The organism is Candidatus Sulfurimonas marisnigri, assembly GCF_015265475.1.
Lineage (GTDB): Bacteria > Campylobacterota > Campylobacteria > Campylobacterales > Sulfurimonadaceae > Sulfurimonas > Sulfurimonas marisnigri.
Window position 1 is genome coordinate 1,559,074 of the sequence record NZ_CP054493.1, and the last position, 16,134, is coordinate 1,575,207.

Below are 16,134 nucleotides of genomic sequence, written 5' to 3' on the forward strand. Positions count from 1 at the left end.
TCCGCTTCGAGAGCTGCTTCGGTAGACTTTGCTACATGTATAAACTAATCTCTAACCTTATAAATCTTCTTTCTCTCTTTAGAAGATGGAACATTTAGAAGTTTTCTGTACTTTGTTATGGTGCGTCTTACCATCTGCATGTTGTATCTCTGCATAACCATGTCAACTAAGTCTTGGTCAGTTAGTGGCTCTTCATGGTTCTCATTTTCTATAAGGTTTTGTAGATAGTTTTTAATCTCCGCTGATGATAAGTTTTTGCTTACTGCATTTGTAAAAAATGACTTGAGTGAAAACATTCCTCGCTCACACTTTATGTACTTGTTTGAAACTGCTCTGCTTATGGTCGACTCTTCAAAACCTATCTCATCTGCAACTTGAGCCATTGTCATTGGTTTAAGCTCGCTTCCGACAAAAAAGCCCATCTGTTTTTCCACTATAATCAGCACGAGTTTGTAAAGAGTTGATTTTCGAAGCTCCAGCAGGTTAACCAAGTCTCTAGCCTCTTTTAGTTTATCTTTTAACTCACTGTTTTTAGTTTTAAAAGGGTCTTTAATGATTATATCTGGATAATAACTCTGATTTATTTTGACTGATATATCATCCCCTACATCAACAAAAAAATCTGGAACTATATATGTAGAATCCTCTTGAAAGTCAATCGCAGGAGGATATTTGAACCTTTTTACAATCTCTGTAGCTTCTAAAAACCTATGATGTTTATGATACTTATCTATTTGTTTTAAATTTTGGATTATTTTTTGAACAAACAGATTTAACTCATCATCTATAAAAAGCTGTGAGAGTTGAAACTTAAATGATTCAATCATATCTAAAGAGCCTATCCCACTTGGTTCAAGATAAGAAAACCTTTGTCTGACACTCTCTACAAACTGATTTGTTGTGTTACATGTAATAGCTATTTGTTCTATATCACCTTCGAAATACCCATCACTGTTTATATTTTGAAGTATTTCATGAGCCACTTTTTGTGAAGAAGGAGTCGGAAACAGTGGAGCATCAATTTGATTTAAAACAGTATCGTATAAAGACTCTTTATATAAACTCATATTCTCAATAAAACTACTTTTATTATCAAATGTTGATAAACTGGAGTAATTTGATTCAAAAGATGATTTATATTCCAAAAATGGATTATCAAAGCTATGCTCTTTAAAGATTGTTTCCAAATCTTGAACCTGTGCTTGCAACAGTGGCAACCAAAGTTTTAGTGACAGTTGTAGTGATTGTTTTTGTGTTGTAAATAAATTAAATGTACTTGACATAAGAATATTATACTCAAACCATAAGAGGCTTGAGCAGCTCAATTGTGCATATATTATGCAGTTTCATTAGTATTTTAGTCTAACTAAACCATTAGGTTTTTCGATTTTCATTTGACATGCAAGTCTGGAGTTTGGCGTACATGTACCAGAACAAATCTCTTTGAGCACTTTTACTTCTTTTTCTGTTTTATCAGATAAAAATTCCATTCCGGATACAACTTCAACTACACATGTACCACACTCACCGTCACGGCACCCAAAAGGAAGTGCAGAACCACTTGCCTCAACGATTTCTTGGATAGTACTACCCTCTTTTACATTGATTGCTAAAAAATCATTTACTATTTCTACTCTTGTTGTCATCTTTTTTCCTTAATTTTATTTCGCTCACGCTTGGTTTGACTCGGCGTCAAGCCCACGCACCTTAGTGCTTTTTAATTCTTATTATAGAAATGGTTTAATAATTACGTCGCCCTTAACTAATGTTTGACATGCTAGTCTAACCTTAGGACTGATTGTAAACTGCTGGCAATACTCAGCATCTTTAGAGTTCATTACACCCATTTCGATTAACTTATTAAGCTCCAAATCATCTATATAGTTTGTAGGCTCTTCATCCTCAATATTTTCATATTTGATTAAACAATTTCCACACTCACCATCTTGACACTCAAAGTTAATTGCAATACCATTCTCTTTAGCCAATCTTATAATCGGCTCACCTTTAGGTGCATGATAAAGACCGTCTTTATCTTTGCTAAAACCTATAAAAATCACTTTTGCCATCTTTTTATCCTTTTTTTTAAGATTGCTATTTATTTAATTTAGCCATTTTTTCTCTATGAGCTTTCATAGCTTCTTGTTCTAGTATGTCTTCGCTAACATAACCATCTTCTATTAGTTTTAGCTCATGCTCTCTACAACCAATAATATCTACTTCCATTTCTGTACCAAAAAAATGCACTTCATAAACTCTTATTACTTGTAAAAACTCACCCATATCTTTTATGTAACCTATGCTGCCCTTTGGCATCATTAAGCTACCTATCTTTGCATGTGGGTATGTTCCATCATTTACAATATCTTCTAAAAGTTCTACTTTTTGTCCAATAGCGTATTTAGCTTCCTCGGCATCTTTTCCAGAACGACTAGCTGTTACACTATCGTGTAGTTTGACATTTGGATCAACAACCACAACTGTTTCCTGGTTGTGGTGTACAAGCCATACATCCACTTAGTTTTCCATCTTTAAACATACCCCAAATATCAGCTGCACTCGGAGCATAGCCGTTTGTAAATCTTCCATATACCTTAATAAGTGAATACTTTAAAAAATCAAGCAGTTGTTCTTCTTGCTCGGCAAGATTTGAAAACCCTGTTTTAATTAAAGTGCCATACTCTTTTAGTATATGAAACCTCTTAACGTCTATAAGACCTGAGTCATATTCTAAATCAAAAAAATCAAAATAATCTTCCGCATCAGTTAGTTCATAAAACTCATCTAATGACTTTGTATCAGTATTCATAAATCATTCCTTTAACTACATGGTGTGTCAATATTGGTTGTTAAACCACATTGCACATTCTTAATTTTCTTATTTACTTGAGTAGTTAGAGCATCTACATCTTTTTCGCCAGTACGAATTCTCTCAACACCGCCAACTTCAACCCACCACATTTTTCCAGCACCTCTACCTAAATCTTGGCTGTTACTTCTGATACACTCCATGGCTATTTCCCTATGATTAGTATCAGATATAACAATCTCAAGCTTAACTTTAGCGAGTAAATCAGTTGGTATATTGTCGGCTTCTTTTAGCCCAAAAGAACCTTTACCGATTACATAACTAACAGTGATCCCTTCTATATCATTGGAAAACAAGTCTTCAAGTACACTTTTTAAGTCATCTTGATTTATTACTGCTGTTACCATATACATTTTAATCTCCTAGTTCCGATTTTAAGATACCAACCCATTGCTCAATCCTTTGTGTTGTTTTCTCAGACTCGTTGTGCTCATCAATTGCTAGTCCACATAACTTGTCATCCATCTCAGCAAGTGAAAACTCATAGTTATAACTATCTTTTGGCATAAAGCCAATTGCTTTTGCACCAGCACCTGTAAATGTTTTGTGAAGCTTTCCTATGGCAGAACAAAAATGTTCTCCATGCTTTATGCAGTCTCCTGCTCCAAAAAATGCAACTCTCTTTGAGCTAAAGTCTATACTCTCATCTTCTATCTCTAAAATAGGATCAACCCAACTAAAGTGCAAATCACCCTGTCCCCAAGTTGAACTTCCTAAAAATAAAACATCATATGCAAGTAGCTGTTCCTCAACATCATCAAAATCTTCCTCCATGTTAATAACATCATCTTCTTCAATTTCAAATGCTTCAATCAAAGCATTCGCAACCTTCATACTTGTTCCACCTGCTGTACCTACAAAAATTCCAATTTTACTCATATAAATCCTCCTTATTTTTTATATTCTTCATAAATTTCCATAACACTCTTGAGCATCTTTTCGCCCTCTTCTTCTAACTTTTCATATGTGCGAAATGAGTGTCTGTGTGCATCTTTAAAAAATTTGTTTACAATTACTATCTTGTCTGCAATAACAACTACTCTACCAAATCCCTCATGGCTCATCTCCATCACAACTGAACACATAATTCCTGTCTTTGTTTCAAAAGCTAATGCAATCGACTGATAAATAAGTCTAATATCTTGAATCTGCATCTCATCAATATCTGCAATAACTGGGATATTTTTCAAATCCTCTTTAGTTTTTACATACTTCTCTTTTAAAATATCCTCATCAGTTCTATTAGTCCATGTACCAAATTGGTCAAGTGCTCTTACTTGACCAACAAGCGTGCTTATAAATAACTCTTTCATTATTTACTCTTTTTTTCTATGATTTTTTTAATAAATGGAGGCGGGTTTTCATTCAACATATTTACAAGTTTATTTAGCTCTTCATCAATAGAGATAATCTCTTTGTACTTAATAGGAAAAATCCCTTTTCTGATTACTTTAGCAGCCGCAGTTGGACCAATATTTAAAAAATAAACTATGTCACATCCGTTCAGTAAAGCAACAGTTGCATCTGTATCTTTGGTTGTTATTTTAATAATTGTAGATATATCAAATCCATCACTATTGATGTCATATATATTAAACTGTTTCGTACTGCCAAAGTGTGCATCGATATGCTCATTGTCATTTGTAGCAAAAGCCACTTTGATACTACCAAGGCTGTCGCTATTTGAAGTTACTTTTATAGTTGAATTCATTTTACTCTCCGTATCTTTTATAAATATACATTCATAAAGTGTTCCCTAGAGAGAATTTATAGTGTTTGCTACCTCAAACAACATGTAACAACTCCCCTCATAAAGAGTGTCATTTACAAGTTGATTGCCAACAGTCTCGTAGTTTGGGTATCCTCTAAGGAGTAAGGCTTTTTTATGTTTATGTGCAATTCTTTCACCGTGAAAATTACTTATTAACAAATCTGCTTCTTGTAACTCTTTTTCAACATCTTCAAAATCACCAACAATAATATTTTCACAACCTAGTTCATCTAAAGCAGTTGTCTTTGTCGGAATCACAATAGCTTTTATATTCGCGCCAGCTTCTTTTATGGTAGTTGCTATAGACAAAACTTGGTCTGCTTCAAGTGCTAAAACTACATCTGTACCACCTAGTGCAAAATGAGTATCTAAAAGAGCATCTTGAAGTCTTTTTCTCCATCTGACAACACTTGGTTTTGGTTTTGATATATGTTTAAAATCCATCAAAGCCTTGTAAAACTTATCTACATGTAGAAGTCCGCTCAAAGTATTAAAATGAAGATGTGTAGATTTAGGATTTTTCTCTATAAACTTTTCACCAGCCTTGTTTACAGAGTCACCTACAGTTATAACCAAAGCACTGTCTCCAAGATTTTTTATCTCTTCAACACTAATTCCGCCACTGCTAAGCGCTCCTTGTTTTACTCCTAAATGACCATCAAGCGATTCACTTAAATCTGGCAAAGCAAAAGTCTCTAAGCCAAAACTGGAGATTTCATCTTTAATCTTCTCTACTTCTATTGGTGTCAAGTTTACATTTGGGATTAAAAGAGCTTTTTGCATATCTATTTCATTTTTAGGCTCTACAAGTTGCTCTATAATTGCCTCTATTGATTTAGCAAAACCGCTCTCTAAACCACCCTCAAAATCAGGTGTATGCACATACGACATAAGTTGTGTCTCTTTTAACAAAAATGTAGCACCCTTGATATCGTCACCTTTAGTCTCCGTCATACCGGTTGTAAAAAGGCCAACCAAATCAGGTTTAACTTTTTTTGTTATGTTCTCTACAGCTTCACTGATAGAATAATCCCCTCCATCAATTACAGCAGTTATATCATTCACTGCTGTTGTTTGTACAGCTATTGGATCGCTAAAATGGCGCGTAAAAAAAACTTTGCTAAAAGAGGCACACCCTTGAGCACCATGCATCAAAGGCATACAATTTTTTACGCCTAAAAAGCACAAAAGTGCTCCCATGGGTTGTGATAGTTTTATTGGATTAATCTGTAGTGGTTTGTTCATGATAAATTCCTATTATAGAATATACATGTACATTTTTTGTTCCATTAAAAATGAAGTAATGATTTGTATCTCTTAATCAGATTTAAAATATTACTACTTAAATATTGTTTTGATAAAATTGTGGAATAAGAAAATTAAAAAAGAACTTTGGATGATACACATAAACTTCACACTAAGCTACTTTGAAATATATCTGATATCTATAAATATAATTTCATTTACGCTGTACGCTTACGATAAAATACAAGCACTAAAAAACATACAAAGAGTATCTGAAAATAAGCTACTGTTTTCTGCTTTTATTGGTGGAACTATTGGCTCTATAATATCTATGCTTATTTTTATACATAAAATTAAAAAACCATTATTTGTTATCAAATTTAGTATTGTAGCTATAGTACAAGCATTATCAATATATTTTTATATGAGCAAAGGTATTCATTTAATATGACTCAAATAGTTTTAGATTCCATCTTATTCAAAATCTCTAAAGTCTTAGTTACATCATAAATAGCACTATGATACTGTTCATCATCAAACTCAATATCGTAGTATAAACAAGTCTCAATAAGCTTTGGATTTTTTATATTACCTCTAACATTAGTAGCTTTAACAATTTTTTTATTCTCTTTCATAGTACAAAAGTGATTTTCAAATGAAAGTAACTCTCCAATATGACGAAGTTCAAAAGATATGTTGTGAGCTACTAAGGTTTTAGAATTTTTACAAAACTCTACAAAGTCCGTATCATCTTCAAAGTACTCTTCGTAATCTACATCTTTTCTTAATCTTTCAAGTCTGTTTGGTGATAGTTTATGCACTGCTAGTGCGTGAGGGTTTACTTCATACTCTGAAAAATAGTATCGATGGAATGTATCTACAACTTTATATTCATTACTTACTAGTTCAACACGAAAAGCAGCAACTTCTATAACATCATGTATATTTGCTGAGTTAGTTTCAAAGTCTAAAATTATCACGTATTCTCCATCTTTTCAAATTAAAATAACTTTGAAAAGAAACCTTTTGAGGTTCCTAATTCTTTATCAATCATCTTAAAGTAGCTCGCCATTGCAAGTAGACCAGCTTCGGCTCGTTTAACCATTTTATCTTTTCCTATAACAACAGTTAATGGAACACTTCTTACCATAAACTTATTTGAGAGTTTTGGGTTAATGGCCGAATTAACTTTAGCAATAACAACATTCTTCTCTTTATAATGCAGGGCCAAATTTGGCAAGTATGTTAGTAGCGTTTGACAAGGAGCACATGTGTCACTGTAAAAATCTATAAATACCACTGAGTCTGTCTCTTCCATAAATGCAATATAATTTGAATCTGTTAATTCTAAAATATTTTTAGGATCATCCATCTATTAACTCCTTAACACACTTCAGATTTCAAAAGTATATCAAAATCATACTACTATGAAAATAGCCATTGGCATATTATTTGCTATTTACAGATTATAATTATGACAAATTGTCATATATTTTAAAAGATACAATTAGTTATGTAAAAATATCAATTAAACTACAAGGAATAAACTATGTTATCATTAAATAACTCCATCCTACCGGCACAACTACTTCATTCAAGTGAAGAGGAAACAATCATATACAATGGTAAAGTAGTAAAAATTATTACAGTGTTTAACGACGCTAGAGGTGCAACTGCATTAGTGGAAAATGAAGATGGTGATATTTATCAAGTTCCAAAATCTTCTCTTAGATAAACTCCTCATTATCTAATAATGTTCAATAAAAAATTAGAATTTACTTTTATTATTGTTATAGCACTTGCCCTATCCATTTTGGGTTTTAATTTTTACAGTGATTACTCTTTTAAAAATAACGATATCTCAGATGGCTTTAAAGAACGCATCAAACACAAAGAAGAAGAAGTTTTGCAACATATGAAAAAGAACTTTGGACATGTATATAAGTTTCAACTTATAGTTACCGATAAACTACAAGGAAAACTTTATGGTCTTACTTCTTATAATAATGGTGAGATTAAGATATATCTCAATAAAAACGTAATGCAAGAGAGCATGGACTATATTATTGATAGCGTTATCGCACATGAGTATGCTCATGCTCTTCTTTTTAAACTCAATAGCCATCATTCTAAAGATGATGGACACTCGCAAGAGTGGAAACAGACTTGCTTAAAACTTGGTGGAGATGATTGTCAACAGTATGTAGATAGACATGAGATTGTTATGTCTAAGATGCCATTTAAATAAATGATTTATACAAAAGAGGTATCTATATTTTGGGCTACCCCATAGGATACATTATCTCTTCTTGAATAGCTTTTATCTCAGCCATGGTCTCATCACTCAACTCTACATGTAGAGCTTCAAACGACTCGTCAAGTTGCTCAGCGTTTCTTGCACCAATAATTGTTGAGGCCACAAAATCAAAATGTTTTGAGTACGCAACAGCTAGAGTCACCGGTGATATTTCTAGTTTTTTTGCTATTTCCATATATTTTGCAGTAGTTATAAGTGATTTTTCATTTACAAACCTTGTACCTTGAGCTTGTATGCGAGGATTATCACTTTTTAAATATTCTGAATATCTAGCATTGTCAGGATAAAACTTACCATTATATTTCCCACTCAAAACACCTCCGCCAATAGGTGAATATGGAAGAAGTGAAATCTGTTCCTGCTTACACACATTTGCCAACTCATCTAAAAACCTTGGATTATTTAGGGAGAAGTTATTTTGTATAGATTCGAATCTGGAAATGCCTAATCTTTTTGATGTCTCATTTGCTTTAGTTATACCATAAGCTGTGTCATTAGAAGTTCCTAAGTATCTAACCTTTCCCTCTTGAACTAACTCATCAAAAGCTTTTAACGACTCCTCAATTGGTACAACAGAGTCTGGCCAATGCATCTGGTATAGGTCTATATAATCCGTACCAAGTCTTTTAAGGCTACCCTCAATTGCAGTTTTAATATGAAACTTATCAACCGCAGTCATACCATGTCTAATGGGAGGAACAAACCAACCATTCGCAGCTCCTGCAACTTTTGAAGCAATTATTAATTTATCTCGTTGTTTGTCTTTGAGCCATTTTCCAATTATAGTTTCTGTCTCACCGGCATACTCTGCCTTTGGAGGTACAGGATAAAGTTCGGCTGTATCAAAAAAATTAATCCCTCTATCGTAAGCTTTGTCCATAATCTTAAAAGACTCAGCTTCATCACTCCAGCTACCAAAACTCATGGTTCCTAAACATATTGGAGTAACTCTTAGGCCTGTTTTTCCTATATATCTATATTTCATTTGTACCCTTTTTAAGTTTTTCTAACTCAAACCACTCATCATTAACTCTATCAGATTTAATACCTATTGGTGGCTTTTTATTGGTTTGCCAAAGTGCTTCATCTGGCTTTGGACAAGCTCTAACACATTCTGTACAATATATACAAAGGTGCGGGTTATAATAATATTTTAACCCTTTTTTATTTTTTTCATTTTGGGAATGATTTTCTATAGGAACAAATAAAATTGCTCCAGGGGGACAAACTTTTTCACATTTCAGACAGTAGATACAATCTTTCTCACCATATTCAATAAGTCCTCTATAATTTTCATCTTTTTGTATTTTAGTAACAGGATAGTCTATAGTTTGTGGTTTTTTAAAAAGATTTTTAAGCGCATTAAGTGATGATGTAAACATATTGTCTCTCTATTTAGCTGTACACGATAAACAAGGATCAAATGAAGCCAAAATTGCTGGTGCATCTGCATAATCCTGTCCAACAAATATATGTGAAAATGCTGGAATACAAGCAAAAGTAGGAGTCTTTATTCTAACTCTCTCTAAGATTGCCTTGCCATTACCTTTTACATAATACATTAACTCCCCTCTTGGGGCTTCAAATCGTACAATAGATTCCCCGTTAGGTTTTCCTTTTGCTTTTGTAAAAATTTCACCTTCAGGTAAACCTTCTATTATATTATTGCACATTTCAATCGAGTTTAGTAGTTCATTAAGTCGTACTATATTTCTTGCATTTATATCTCCATCAGAATGTGTTTGCATTTTAAAGCCAATTTCATTATATGGAAGATAATCTATCTCATTTCTAACATCTATATTAAGGCCTGATGCACGTGCTAATGGCCCTATAGCATTAAATCTATAAGCTTCATCAAGTGTTAGAGTTCCTATGCCTTTAAACTTTAAAGACAAACTCCAGTTGTTTGTAAACTCGTCAATATAAGATAGAACTTTTTCTTTAACTATTTTTAGTTTTTCAGTTATTTGTTTAGCCATTTGAGCATCTAAATCTCTATTTACTCCGCCAATACTTATAAAATCAAACTGAACTCTGTTTCCGGTGAGAAGCTCTTGAATCTCCATAATAAGTTCTCTGTCACCCATCATTCTCATAAACATTGCTTCAAATCCTGCATTTTCACATGTATGTGATAAACAAAGCATATGAGAATGGATTCTATCTAGCTCTAAAAGTAAGATTCTTAAATATTTCGCTTTTTTACTTACCTCTGCGCCTATAAGTTTTTCAATCGCAACACTATAAGAGAGGGAATGAGTAATAGCACAAAGCCCACAAACTCTTGCTACTACATATCCAATAGAGTCAAACTTAAACTTTGTAGTACAAGCTTTCTCAATCCCACGATGAACAAACCCAACATCAGAATCTACACCTATAATTTTCTCATTTTCACACTCAAACTTAAATCTTACAGGCTCTAATAGAGAAATGTGTTGTGATCCTAATGGTATGTTTATGGTTTTATTACTCATTTAGTATCTTTGTATGCCTTAATAATATCTTCTCTCATTTTTCCTAGCATATACAACTTCTTTTTCATCCCTTTTTTCTTTTCTTTCTCATCAGACTCTTTTATCTTTTCTTTAATCGATGAAATTTTATCTTTTATGGCAGAAAGTAATTTTCTTGCTTTTTTTCTATTTTTCTTATGTTCAGAATCTTCTGTTCCAAATAATCTTTCAACTTTTGTAAATATTTCTTCTATTTTCATGTTATTTCTCCTGCTAATGTTTTTATCTCTTTATCTTTTATAAATAGAGTAATTGCAACTTCAATTAATCTTTTTGATATATCATAAGCAAATGAAGAATCATTTATTAATGATGTTGCCATTTTAGAGGTAATACTATTATTTCTAATTATTGTATCAATCCTCCCATTTGCTATTATGTCAAGATCTTTTACATCTTCTTTTAAGAGTTTTATCTTAAGTAAAATCTCCATGTCGTCATCTTCTCCATTTCTAATCTCATGAATACTATTTAATGTATTTGCAATCTTCTCTCTCAATACATTGTACTCATTTTTAATGACATCATTTTTACTTTTTTGATAAAAATTGATGTTTTTTTGTAGCTCCTCTACTTCCTTGATCGCTTCAACAATATCTTTTGATGCTACTTTATAATAATAAACCATTCTTATTTGAAATTCATCCATCTTATCTTGGGACAATGTGGCATATTTTACAATATCCCCATAAAGTTCTTTAATCTTTGTTTCATAAAATCTATTGACATCGATGTCTATTTTAGAACTTGATTGTTTTACAACTTCTGACACATTTTCTTTTCCTAAAAAAGAGTGCCTATGCAGAGAGATAGCATGAGATAAAACTTCTGTTGCATTATCATATAAGTGAAGAAGCTCTTTATCTAATGCAGCTAATGCAGATTCTGGAACTTCAATCACTGCACTATCTAAATATTTAGCTCTAGATATATTCTTGTTTTTTTCTAGAAAAAGACCCTCTAAAAAAACAACTAATTTATGAGTAAAAGGAGAAACAGCCAAAACACCTATTATATTGAATACTGTATGAAACAGAGCTAACTTCATCGCATAATCTTTATCACCTATACCAACACTTGCACTTAAAACATCTACAAAATCTGCCAGCTGATACAAAAACACAATGGCTATAAAACCGGTAACAATATTAAAAATAAAATGGGCTACTGCGAGTCTTTTTCCATTTGCATTAGAAGACAATGAACCTATAATTGCTGTTACAGTAGTACCTATATTTGCACCAATTGCTAAGGCAAGAGCATTTACATATTCTATTTGTCCTGTGGCTAAAGCTGTAATAATAATAGCCATTGTTGCACTACTTGATTGTATTACAACTGTTGCTACAGCTCCAATAAGAATATATACTAAAACTCCAAGGTAACCATCCATCGCAAACTGAGCAAGGTCAAGTCCAGCCTTCATCCCTTCAAAGCCCTCTTTCATGTATCCAATACCTAAAAAAACAAAACCAAGACCAACTAAAATATTTCCTAAACCTTGGTAACTTTTGTTTTGATTGAACCTAAAGACTACACCAAAGATAAGCATTGGCATTGCGTAGTGAGCAATGTTAATTTTTACACCAAAAGCAGATACAATCCAAGCTGTTGTTGTCGTACCAATATTTGAGCCAAATATTACACCTATTGCACCGCTTAATGATATAAGTTCAGCACTTAAAAATGATATAATAATAATTGTAAGAAGAGATGAACTTTGAACAATAGCTGTTGCCAAAAAACCTGTTCCTATAGCTTTTGGAACAGTTTTTGTGCTTTTTTCCAACACTTTTTCAAGCATACCACCACTAAAAAGTTTAAAACCATCTTCCATAAAGACCATACCAATTAAGAATATGGCAATCCCTGCTATAATTGTTTTTGCATCAGCACTTGAAAACAATAAATACGCGATAGCCAATAGAAATAATGGGTACATTGACCTTTTGAATATATCTGTTCCCATATTACGCTCCTACCCCACAGCTGCTTAGTGGCATTTGTGTAGAGTCTGCGTCTAGATAGAGTCCTTTTGAACTTCCTTCAACCTCAACACCGAACATATCAACTATCTCTCTTTGTGAAATTATTGCTGATGGTATAATATCTACTACAGAAGGAACTACATCTCCTTGATTAATTACCGTAAAAAACACAACAACCTCATCTAAACTCTCATATTTTGAGAACATCCATTGAATTTCTATTTTTCCATCTTCTAACGCAACGCCATTTAGTGTTATAAAGTGCCACTCTTTTTCAGTGTAAAACTCTTTTATTTTTTCTATTGTATTCTCGAGTGATACTTCAATTTTTCTCATCAGCTTCTCCAACTTTAAGTGCACTATCTCTTCTGGAAATAATACCATCTTTTAAATTATTATCTTTAAATAATTTAAATGGTTTTTCCATTTCTTTAGTTTTTATCTGTAAAATCTCTAATCCTTTTACCACTCCGTCAATTATAAGCTCTGGCGAAGTTGCACAGCCTGGAATATAAATATCAACTGGTATATATCTATCTACACCATCCTCCACATTATACATATCTCTAAATACTCCACCCGTACAGCTGCAACTTCCAACCGCAACAACAATCTTTGGCTCTGGCATCTGAGTATATAACTCAACAAGACGCTCCCTGCTTCTATATGTTACTGGGCCTGTAACTAAAAATATATCTGATTGTTTTGGGTTTCCTGTGTTTATAACTCCAAATCTCTCTAAGTCATATTTTGGGGACATACATGCAAGTATCTCAATATCACACCCATTACAGCTACCGGCATTATAGTGAAGTATCCACGGTGATTTTCTTCTATACTTTTTTATATCAAACATAACTAAGTCCTAAAAGATTGACTAACGACAGGGTAAATCCGATAGATAAAACAATATTTATCAGATGTTTCATTTTAACTCTGGCTGTAGCGTTATCGACTATATTTACCAATAAAAAAACTCCAATCAAAAGAGCAATAGAGAGAATTATATTATTACCTGCAAACAAAACAAGTAATAAATATATAAAAACATATTCAAGCCATTTAGCCATATATATAAATTCAAAGAATATCCCACTAAATTCTACCTCTACGCCACCTACTATCTCTTGATGAGCTTCACTAGCGTCAAATGGAGACTTTTTAAGCTTTATGGGAATAATCAGTAAAAAAGAGAGAAAGATTAGGACTAGTGAGATTATTTCTGAAGGGTTTGCTCTTATAACAGGTATGTCAAAAGTGCCATTAATTATATAAAACCCTACTGCCATAATTATTAAGATTGGCTCATACGCTATAGTGGCTAACAACTCTCTGTTGGAACCTATGTGAGAATAGATAGAGTTCACACTAAAGCCAGCAAGGATTATAAAAATAGTTGAGAGCAGATGTAAAAAAACTACATAGAGTAAGTTCTCTCCGAGTATTATAAAAGCAACAACCACCCATATAGTTACAAAGTGCATTATCCCCAATATACTGTGGTAAGGGTTTACAATAAAAGCCTGCTTACCAATTAGCTTGTACATGTCATAAAAAGGCTGCAAGATTGGAGGACCTTGTCTATTCTGCATTCTAGCTCTTACAACTCTCTCAAAGCCATAAATCAAACCACCTACAATGGGTGCAATAACAATCAGTATTATTTCTATCATAACATCACCCCCACTATAAGTATGAATATACTAACTATAGCTATAACATTAATAAGTTGTTTATACTTTTGAGAAATATCAAAGTAATACATGTTTAACTTCACTTCATCTTTCTCACCACAATTATACTCTTTTACCCTATGTGCTTTTTTAAATACAAATATAGCAAATAGCATTGGTATCACAGCAATTAAAACCAAAGGAACTATAATCTCTAAAGCACTTAACAGCTCTATATCAAAACTGATATAGACACCGATAAATAGCAAAGCCAAAAGCATATATGATGGAACTGTATATAGCTTTGGTATCTCTACATGTAGCTTCTCTTTATAATCAACATCTTTGGCAAAAAGTTTTGTCACCACCTTAAAATAGAGCAGTGTTAAAAATACACTTCCCATTGCAACAAATATCAGAGCAAGAGAGTATAGAGGATTGTTTACAATCTCTTTTGCTATGGACTCAATTGCCATAAACTTTGCTACAAATGCTCCAAAAGGTGGAAGTGTCAATGAAGCAAAACCAATAATTATAAAAAAGACCACTAACGGGGAGTGATTGATTAAACCGTTTATATCATTAACATATTTCAGATGGAAGCTTTTTTCCAAAATACCAGCTTGTAAAAAGAGCAGTGCCTTAGAGATAGCATGAAACACTATTAAAACCAAACAAGCCATAATAGCTTCTTCTGTTCCTATAGCTGCTAAGCTCATCATCAGAGCAAGAAGTGCTATAGTAGAAAGACCCAATATCTCTTTAAAATAATCTTTGCTCAGAGCAAGCAGTGAGGCACTAAAAAATACGAAGGTACCGATAAGAGTAATAGTCACAGATACAAATCCGCTCATTGCAGGAGCAAGTTTAAACATTATATACGGAGCGATTTTCACCATTGTTGCACTATGTAAAATTGCACTGACTGGAGTTGGTGCAACCATAGCACCTAAAAGCCACTTCTCAAACGGTATGCTCGCCCCCTTAACAAAGCCAGCAATTGCTAAAAATACAATCGGGAGAAGATATAGCTCATTAATGTTTGTTATTAACATGTCAAAGTAGGCAGTGTTATAGTGATGTATTGAAAAAATTATAGCTATCAAAATAGCAACTCCACCTATCTGATTCATCCATAGTGCTTTTAGTGCATTATTAGAAGATATCTCATCTCCCCTATATCCTATTAATATAAAAGAGCAGAGTGTAGTCAATTCAAACAACATAAAAAATATCTCAATATTGTTAGTTGAAACAATAAAGTTCATAATCGACAAGAAGATAAACAGTATAGCAATAAAGGCATTTTTTTTAAACGCACTAAACTCTTCACTCTTTATATACTCTAAGGCATATATAATAATTATCCCACCTACAATATTTATGATTAGATACATAACTGATGATATATTATCAACTAAAATATCATTTGAAAGAAGCGTAGGGGACAAAGATAAAACTACTGAGTATAAGAGCATTTGCATTATGGCAAGAACGGTCACTAGATAGTGTTTTTTTATAATCCCTTGTGCAAGAAAGTATATAAGCAGTAGAGTATCAACTAGAATAAATATATTATGTAATGAATGAGACAAGTTGCTCTCAAAAGAAGTGGTTTCTAACGTCATGTTAAGCAGGCTTAATATACTCAAAATTATAACAAAAGAGACAACTAAAATATTTCTAATTTTAACTCTCCCAATAAAAACTGTAAGAGCAAAAATTAGTGGAGAAATAATCAATATACTATAC

General features: G+C 32.8%; 24 protein-coding genes. 3 read left to right on the top strand and 21 right to left on the bottom strand.

The genetic code is table 11. From position 1 onward, the window contains the following. Positions 1-44 precede the first annotated feature (44 nt). From HUE87_RS07875 to nifN, 10 genes are all read right to left on the bottom strand, one after another. Entirely contained in the window at positions 45-1,283 is a 1,239-nt protein-coding gene (locus tag HUE87_RS07875) for an RNA polymerase factor sigma-54 (protein WP_194365651.1), read from the bottom strand. Positions 1,284-1,349: 66 nt separating this feature from the next. Further along, positions 1,350-1,646, bottom strand: coding sequence for a 2Fe-2S iron-sulfur cluster-binding protein (locus HUE87_RS07880; RefSeq protein WP_194365652.1), 297 nt, complete (start codon positions 1,644-1,646; stop codon positions 1,350-1,352). An 81-nt stretch (positions 1,647-1,727) separates the two neighbouring features. Then, the gene (locus tag HUE87_RS07885) at positions 1,728-2,069 is read right to left on the bottom strand and encodes a 2Fe-2S iron-sulfur cluster-binding protein (RefSeq protein ID WP_194365653.1); all 342 of its coding nucleotides are present in this window, start codon (positions 2,067-2,069) and stop codon (positions 1,728-1,730) included. A 25-nt stretch (positions 2,070-2,094) separates the two neighbouring features. Further along, on the bottom strand, positions 2,095-2,517 hold the full coding sequence (locus HUE87_RS07890; protein WP_229855091.1) for a nitrogen fixation protein NifZ: 423 nt from the start codon (positions 2,515-2,517) through the stop codon (positions 2,095-2,097). Then, the gene (locus HUE87_RS07895; protein WP_194365654.1) at positions 2,468-2,809 is read right to left on the bottom strand and encodes a nitrogenase-stabilizing/protective protein NifW; all 342 of its coding nucleotides are present in this window, start codon (positions 2,807-2,809) and stop codon (positions 2,468-2,470) included. Before HUE87_RS07895 ends, HUE87_RS07890 begins: the two co-directional genes overlap by 50 nt. 11 nt (positions 2,810-2,820) lie before the next feature. Next, positions 2,821-3,222, bottom strand: a complete 402-nt coding sequence (locus tag HUE87_RS07900) for a P-II family nitrogen regulator (protein ID WP_194365655.1) — start codon at positions 3,220-3,222, stop codon at positions 2,821-2,823. A gap of 1 nt (position 3,223) precedes the next feature. Beyond that, entirely contained in the window at positions 3,224-3,748 is a 525-nt protein-coding gene (locus HUE87_RS07905) for a flavodoxin domain-containing protein (protein WP_194365656.1), read from the bottom strand. A gap of 11 nt (positions 3,749-3,759) precedes the next feature. After that, positions 3,760-4,182, bottom strand: a complete 423-nt coding sequence (locus HUE87_RS07910; protein WP_194365657.1) for a NifX-associated nitrogen fixation protein — start codon at positions 4,180-4,182, stop codon at positions 3,760-3,762. Continuing rightward, positions 4,182-4,580, bottom strand: coding sequence for a NifB/NifX family molybdenum-iron cluster-binding protein (locus tag HUE87_RS07915; protein WP_194365658.1), 399 nt, complete (start codon positions 4,578-4,580; stop codon positions 4,182-4,184). The genes HUE87_RS07910 and HUE87_RS07915 overlap by 1 nt, the downstream gene beginning before the upstream one ends. A gap of 45 nt (positions 4,581-4,625) precedes the next feature. After that, positions 4,626-5,885: a nitrogenase iron-molybdenum cofactor biosynthesis protein NifN gene (gene nifN / locus HUE87_RS07920; protein WP_194365659.1), complete on the bottom strand. Its 1,260-nt coding sequence runs from the start codon at positions 5,883-5,885 to the stop codon at positions 4,626-4,628. A gap of 151 nt (positions 5,886-6,036) precedes the next feature. On the opposite strand from nifN, the gene HUE87_RS07925 reads away from it, so the two are divergent. Further along, positions 6,037-6,336: a DUF1294 domain-containing protein gene (locus HUE87_RS07925; RefSeq protein WP_194365660.1), complete on the top strand. Its 300-nt coding sequence runs from the start codon at positions 6,037-6,039 to the stop codon at positions 6,334-6,336. A gap of 1 nt (position 6,337) precedes the next feature. Here HUE87_RS07925 and HUE87_RS07930 read toward each other — a convergent pair whose 3' ends face one another. Together HUE87_RS07930 and HUE87_RS07935 are read right to left on the bottom strand one after the other, a co-directional pair. Further along, positions 6,338-6,865, bottom strand: coding sequence for a 3'-5' exonuclease (locus HUE87_RS07930; RefSeq protein ID WP_194365661.1), 528 nt, complete (start codon positions 6,863-6,865; stop codon positions 6,338-6,340). Positions 6,866-6,885: 20 nt separating this feature from the next. Further along, a complete protein-coding gene (locus tag HUE87_RS07935) occupies positions 6,886-7,257 on the bottom strand; it encodes a thioredoxin family protein (protein WP_194365662.1) in 372 nt (123 codons plus the stop codon). A 177-nt stretch (positions 7,258-7,434) separates the two neighbouring features. On the opposite strand from HUE87_RS07935, the gene HUE87_RS07940 reads away from it, so the two are divergent. Then, positions 7,435-7,620 carry a hypothetical protein gene (locus tag HUE87_RS07940; RefSeq protein WP_194365663.1) on the top strand — a complete coding sequence of 62 codons (186 nt, stop codon included), beginning with the start codon at positions 7,435-7,437 and terminating at the stop codon, positions 7,618-7,620. 18 nt (positions 7,621-7,638) lie between these two features. Next, positions 7,639-8,133, top strand: a complete 495-nt coding sequence (locus HUE87_RS07945; protein WP_194365664.1) for a SprT-like domain-containing protein — start codon at positions 7,639-7,641, stop codon at positions 8,131-8,133. A 34-nt stretch (positions 8,134-8,167) separates the two neighbouring features. Here the strand turns inward: HUE87_RS07945 and HUE87_RS07950 are convergent, their stop codons facing one another. Genes HUE87_RS07950 through HUE87_RS07990 form a run of 9 tightly spaced genes read right to left on the bottom strand, consistent with a single transcriptional unit; the run spans position 8,168 to position 16,124 of the window. Next, positions 8,168-9,187: an aldo/keto reductase gene (locus tag HUE87_RS07950; protein ID WP_194365665.1), complete on the bottom strand. Its 1,020-nt coding sequence runs from the start codon at positions 9,185-9,187 to the stop codon at positions 8,168-8,170. After that, positions 9,177-9,584, bottom strand: a complete 408-nt coding sequence (locus HUE87_RS07955; RefSeq protein WP_194365666.1) for a 4Fe-4S dicluster domain-containing protein — start codon at positions 9,582-9,584, stop codon at positions 9,177-9,179. Before HUE87_RS07955 ends, HUE87_RS07950 begins: the two co-directional genes overlap by 11 nt. 9 nt (positions 9,585-9,593) lie before the next feature. Continuing rightward, complete coding sequence (locus tag HUE87_RS07960) at positions 9,594-10,682, bottom strand: hydrogenase large subunit (RefSeq protein ID WP_194365667.1); 1,089 nt, start codon at positions 10,680-10,682, stop codon at positions 9,594-9,596. Beyond that, positions 10,679-10,921, bottom strand: coding sequence for a hypothetical protein (locus HUE87_RS07965; protein WP_194365668.1), 243 nt, complete (start codon positions 10,919-10,921; stop codon positions 10,679-10,681). Before HUE87_RS07965 ends, HUE87_RS07960 begins: the two co-directional genes overlap by 4 nt. Then, a complete protein-coding gene (locus HUE87_RS07970; RefSeq protein ID WP_194365669.1) occupies positions 10,918-12,690 on the bottom strand; it encodes a Na/Pi cotransporter family protein in 1,773 nt (590 codons plus the stop codon). Before HUE87_RS07970 ends, HUE87_RS07965 begins: the two co-directional genes overlap by 4 nt. Position 12,691: 1 nt before the next feature. Beyond that, positions 12,692-13,045: an NADH-quinone oxidoreductase subunit C gene (locus tag HUE87_RS07975; protein ID WP_194365670.1), complete on the bottom strand. Its 354-nt coding sequence runs from the start codon at positions 13,043-13,045 to the stop codon at positions 12,692-12,694. Continuing rightward, positions 13,032-13,565 carry an NADH-quinone oxidoreductase subunit B family protein gene (locus HUE87_RS07980; protein WP_194365671.1) on the bottom strand — a complete coding sequence of 178 codons (534 nt, stop codon included), beginning with the start codon at positions 13,563-13,565 and terminating at the stop codon, positions 13,032-13,034. Before HUE87_RS07980 ends, HUE87_RS07975 begins: the two co-directional genes overlap by 14 nt. Beyond that, entirely contained in the window at positions 13,558-14,382 is an 825-nt protein-coding gene (locus tag HUE87_RS07985; RefSeq protein WP_194365672.1) for a respiratory chain complex I subunit 1 family protein, read from the bottom strand. The genes HUE87_RS07980 and HUE87_RS07985 overlap by 8 nt, the downstream gene beginning before the upstream one ends. Beyond that, entirely contained in the window at positions 14,379-16,124 is a 1,746-nt protein-coding gene (locus HUE87_RS07990; protein WP_229855092.1) for a proton-conducting transporter transmembrane domain-containing protein, read from the bottom strand. Before HUE87_RS07990 ends, HUE87_RS07985 begins: the two co-directional genes overlap by 4 nt. Positions 16,125-16,134: the final 10 nt, after the last annotated feature.

Excerpts from the sequence above, each read along its gene's own strand:
- HUE87_RS07875 (WP_194365651.1), bottom strand. The coding sequence starts at position 1,283 with ATGTCAAGTACATTTAATTTATTTACAACACAAAAACAATCACTACAA.
- HUE87_RS07880 (WP_194365652.1), bottom strand. The coding sequence starts at position 1,646 with ATGACAACAAGAGTAGAAATAGTAAATGATTTTTTAGCAATCAATGTA.
- HUE87_RS07885 (WP_194365653.1), bottom strand. The coding sequence starts at position 2,069 with ATGGCAAAAGTGATTTTTATAGGTTTTAGCAAAGATAAAGACGGTCTT.
- HUE87_RS07895 (WP_194365654.1), bottom strand. The coding sequence starts at position 2,809 with ATGAATACTGATACAAAGTCATTAGATGAGTTTTATGAACTAACTGAT.
- HUE87_RS07900 (WP_194365655.1), bottom strand. The coding sequence starts at position 3,222 with ATGTATATGGTAACAGCAGTAATAAATCAAGATGACTTAAAAAGTGTA.
- HUE87_RS07905 (WP_194365656.1), bottom strand. The coding sequence starts at position 3,748 with ATGAGTAAAATTGGAATTTTTGTAGGTACAGCAGGTGGAACAAGTATG.
- HUE87_RS07910 (WP_194365657.1), bottom strand. The coding sequence starts at position 4,182 with ATGAAAGAGTTATTTATAAGCACGCTTGTTGGTCAAGTAAGAGCACTT.
- HUE87_RS07915 (WP_194365658.1), bottom strand. The coding sequence starts at position 4,580 with ATGAATTCAACTATAAAAGTAACTTCAAATAGCGACAGCCTTGGTAGT.
- nifN (WP_194365659.1), bottom strand. The coding sequence starts at position 5,885 with ATGAACAAACCACTACAGATTAATCCAATAAAACTATCACAACCCATG.
- HUE87_RS07925 (WP_194365660.1), top strand. The coding sequence starts at position 6,037 with ATGATACACATAAACTTCACACTAAGCTACTTTGAAATATATCTGATA.
- HUE87_RS07935 (WP_194365662.1), bottom strand. The coding sequence starts at position 7,257 with ATGGATGATCCTAAAAATATTTTAGAATTAACAGATTCAAATTATATT.
- HUE87_RS07940 (WP_194365663.1), top strand. The coding sequence starts at position 7,435 with ATGTTATCATTAAATAACTCCATCCTACCGGCACAACTACTTCATTCA.
- HUE87_RS07945 (WP_194365664.1), top strand. The coding sequence starts at position 7,639 with ATGTTCAATAAAAAATTAGAATTTACTTTTATTATTGTTATAGCACTT.
- HUE87_RS07950 (WP_194365665.1), bottom strand. The coding sequence starts at position 9,187 with ATGAAATATAGATATATAGGAAAAACAGGCCTAAGAGTTACTCCAATA.
- HUE87_RS07955 (WP_194365666.1), bottom strand. The coding sequence starts at position 9,584 with ATGTTTACATCATCACTTAATGCGCTTAAAAATCTTTTTAAAAAACCA.
- HUE87_RS07960 (WP_194365667.1), bottom strand. The coding sequence starts at position 10,682 with ATGAGTAATAAAACCATAAACATACCATTAGGATCACAACACATTTCT.
- HUE87_RS07965 (WP_194365668.1), bottom strand. The coding sequence starts at position 10,921 with ATGAAAATAGAAGAAATATTTACAAAAGTTGAAAGATTATTTGGAACA.
- HUE87_RS07970 (WP_194365669.1), bottom strand. The coding sequence starts at position 12,690 with ATGGGAACAGATATATTCAAAAGGTCAATGTACCCATTATTTCTATTG.
- HUE87_RS07975 (WP_194365670.1), bottom strand. The coding sequence starts at position 13,045 with ATGAGAAAAATTGAAGTATCACTCGAGAATACAATAGAAAAAATAAAA.
- HUE87_RS07980 (WP_194365671.1), bottom strand. The coding sequence starts at position 13,565 with ATGTTTGATATAAAAAAGTATAGAAGAAAATCACCGTGGATACTTCAC.
- HUE87_RS07985 (WP_194365672.1), bottom strand. The coding sequence starts at position 14,382 with ATGATAGAAATAATACTGATTGTTATTGCACCCATTGTAGGTGGTTTG.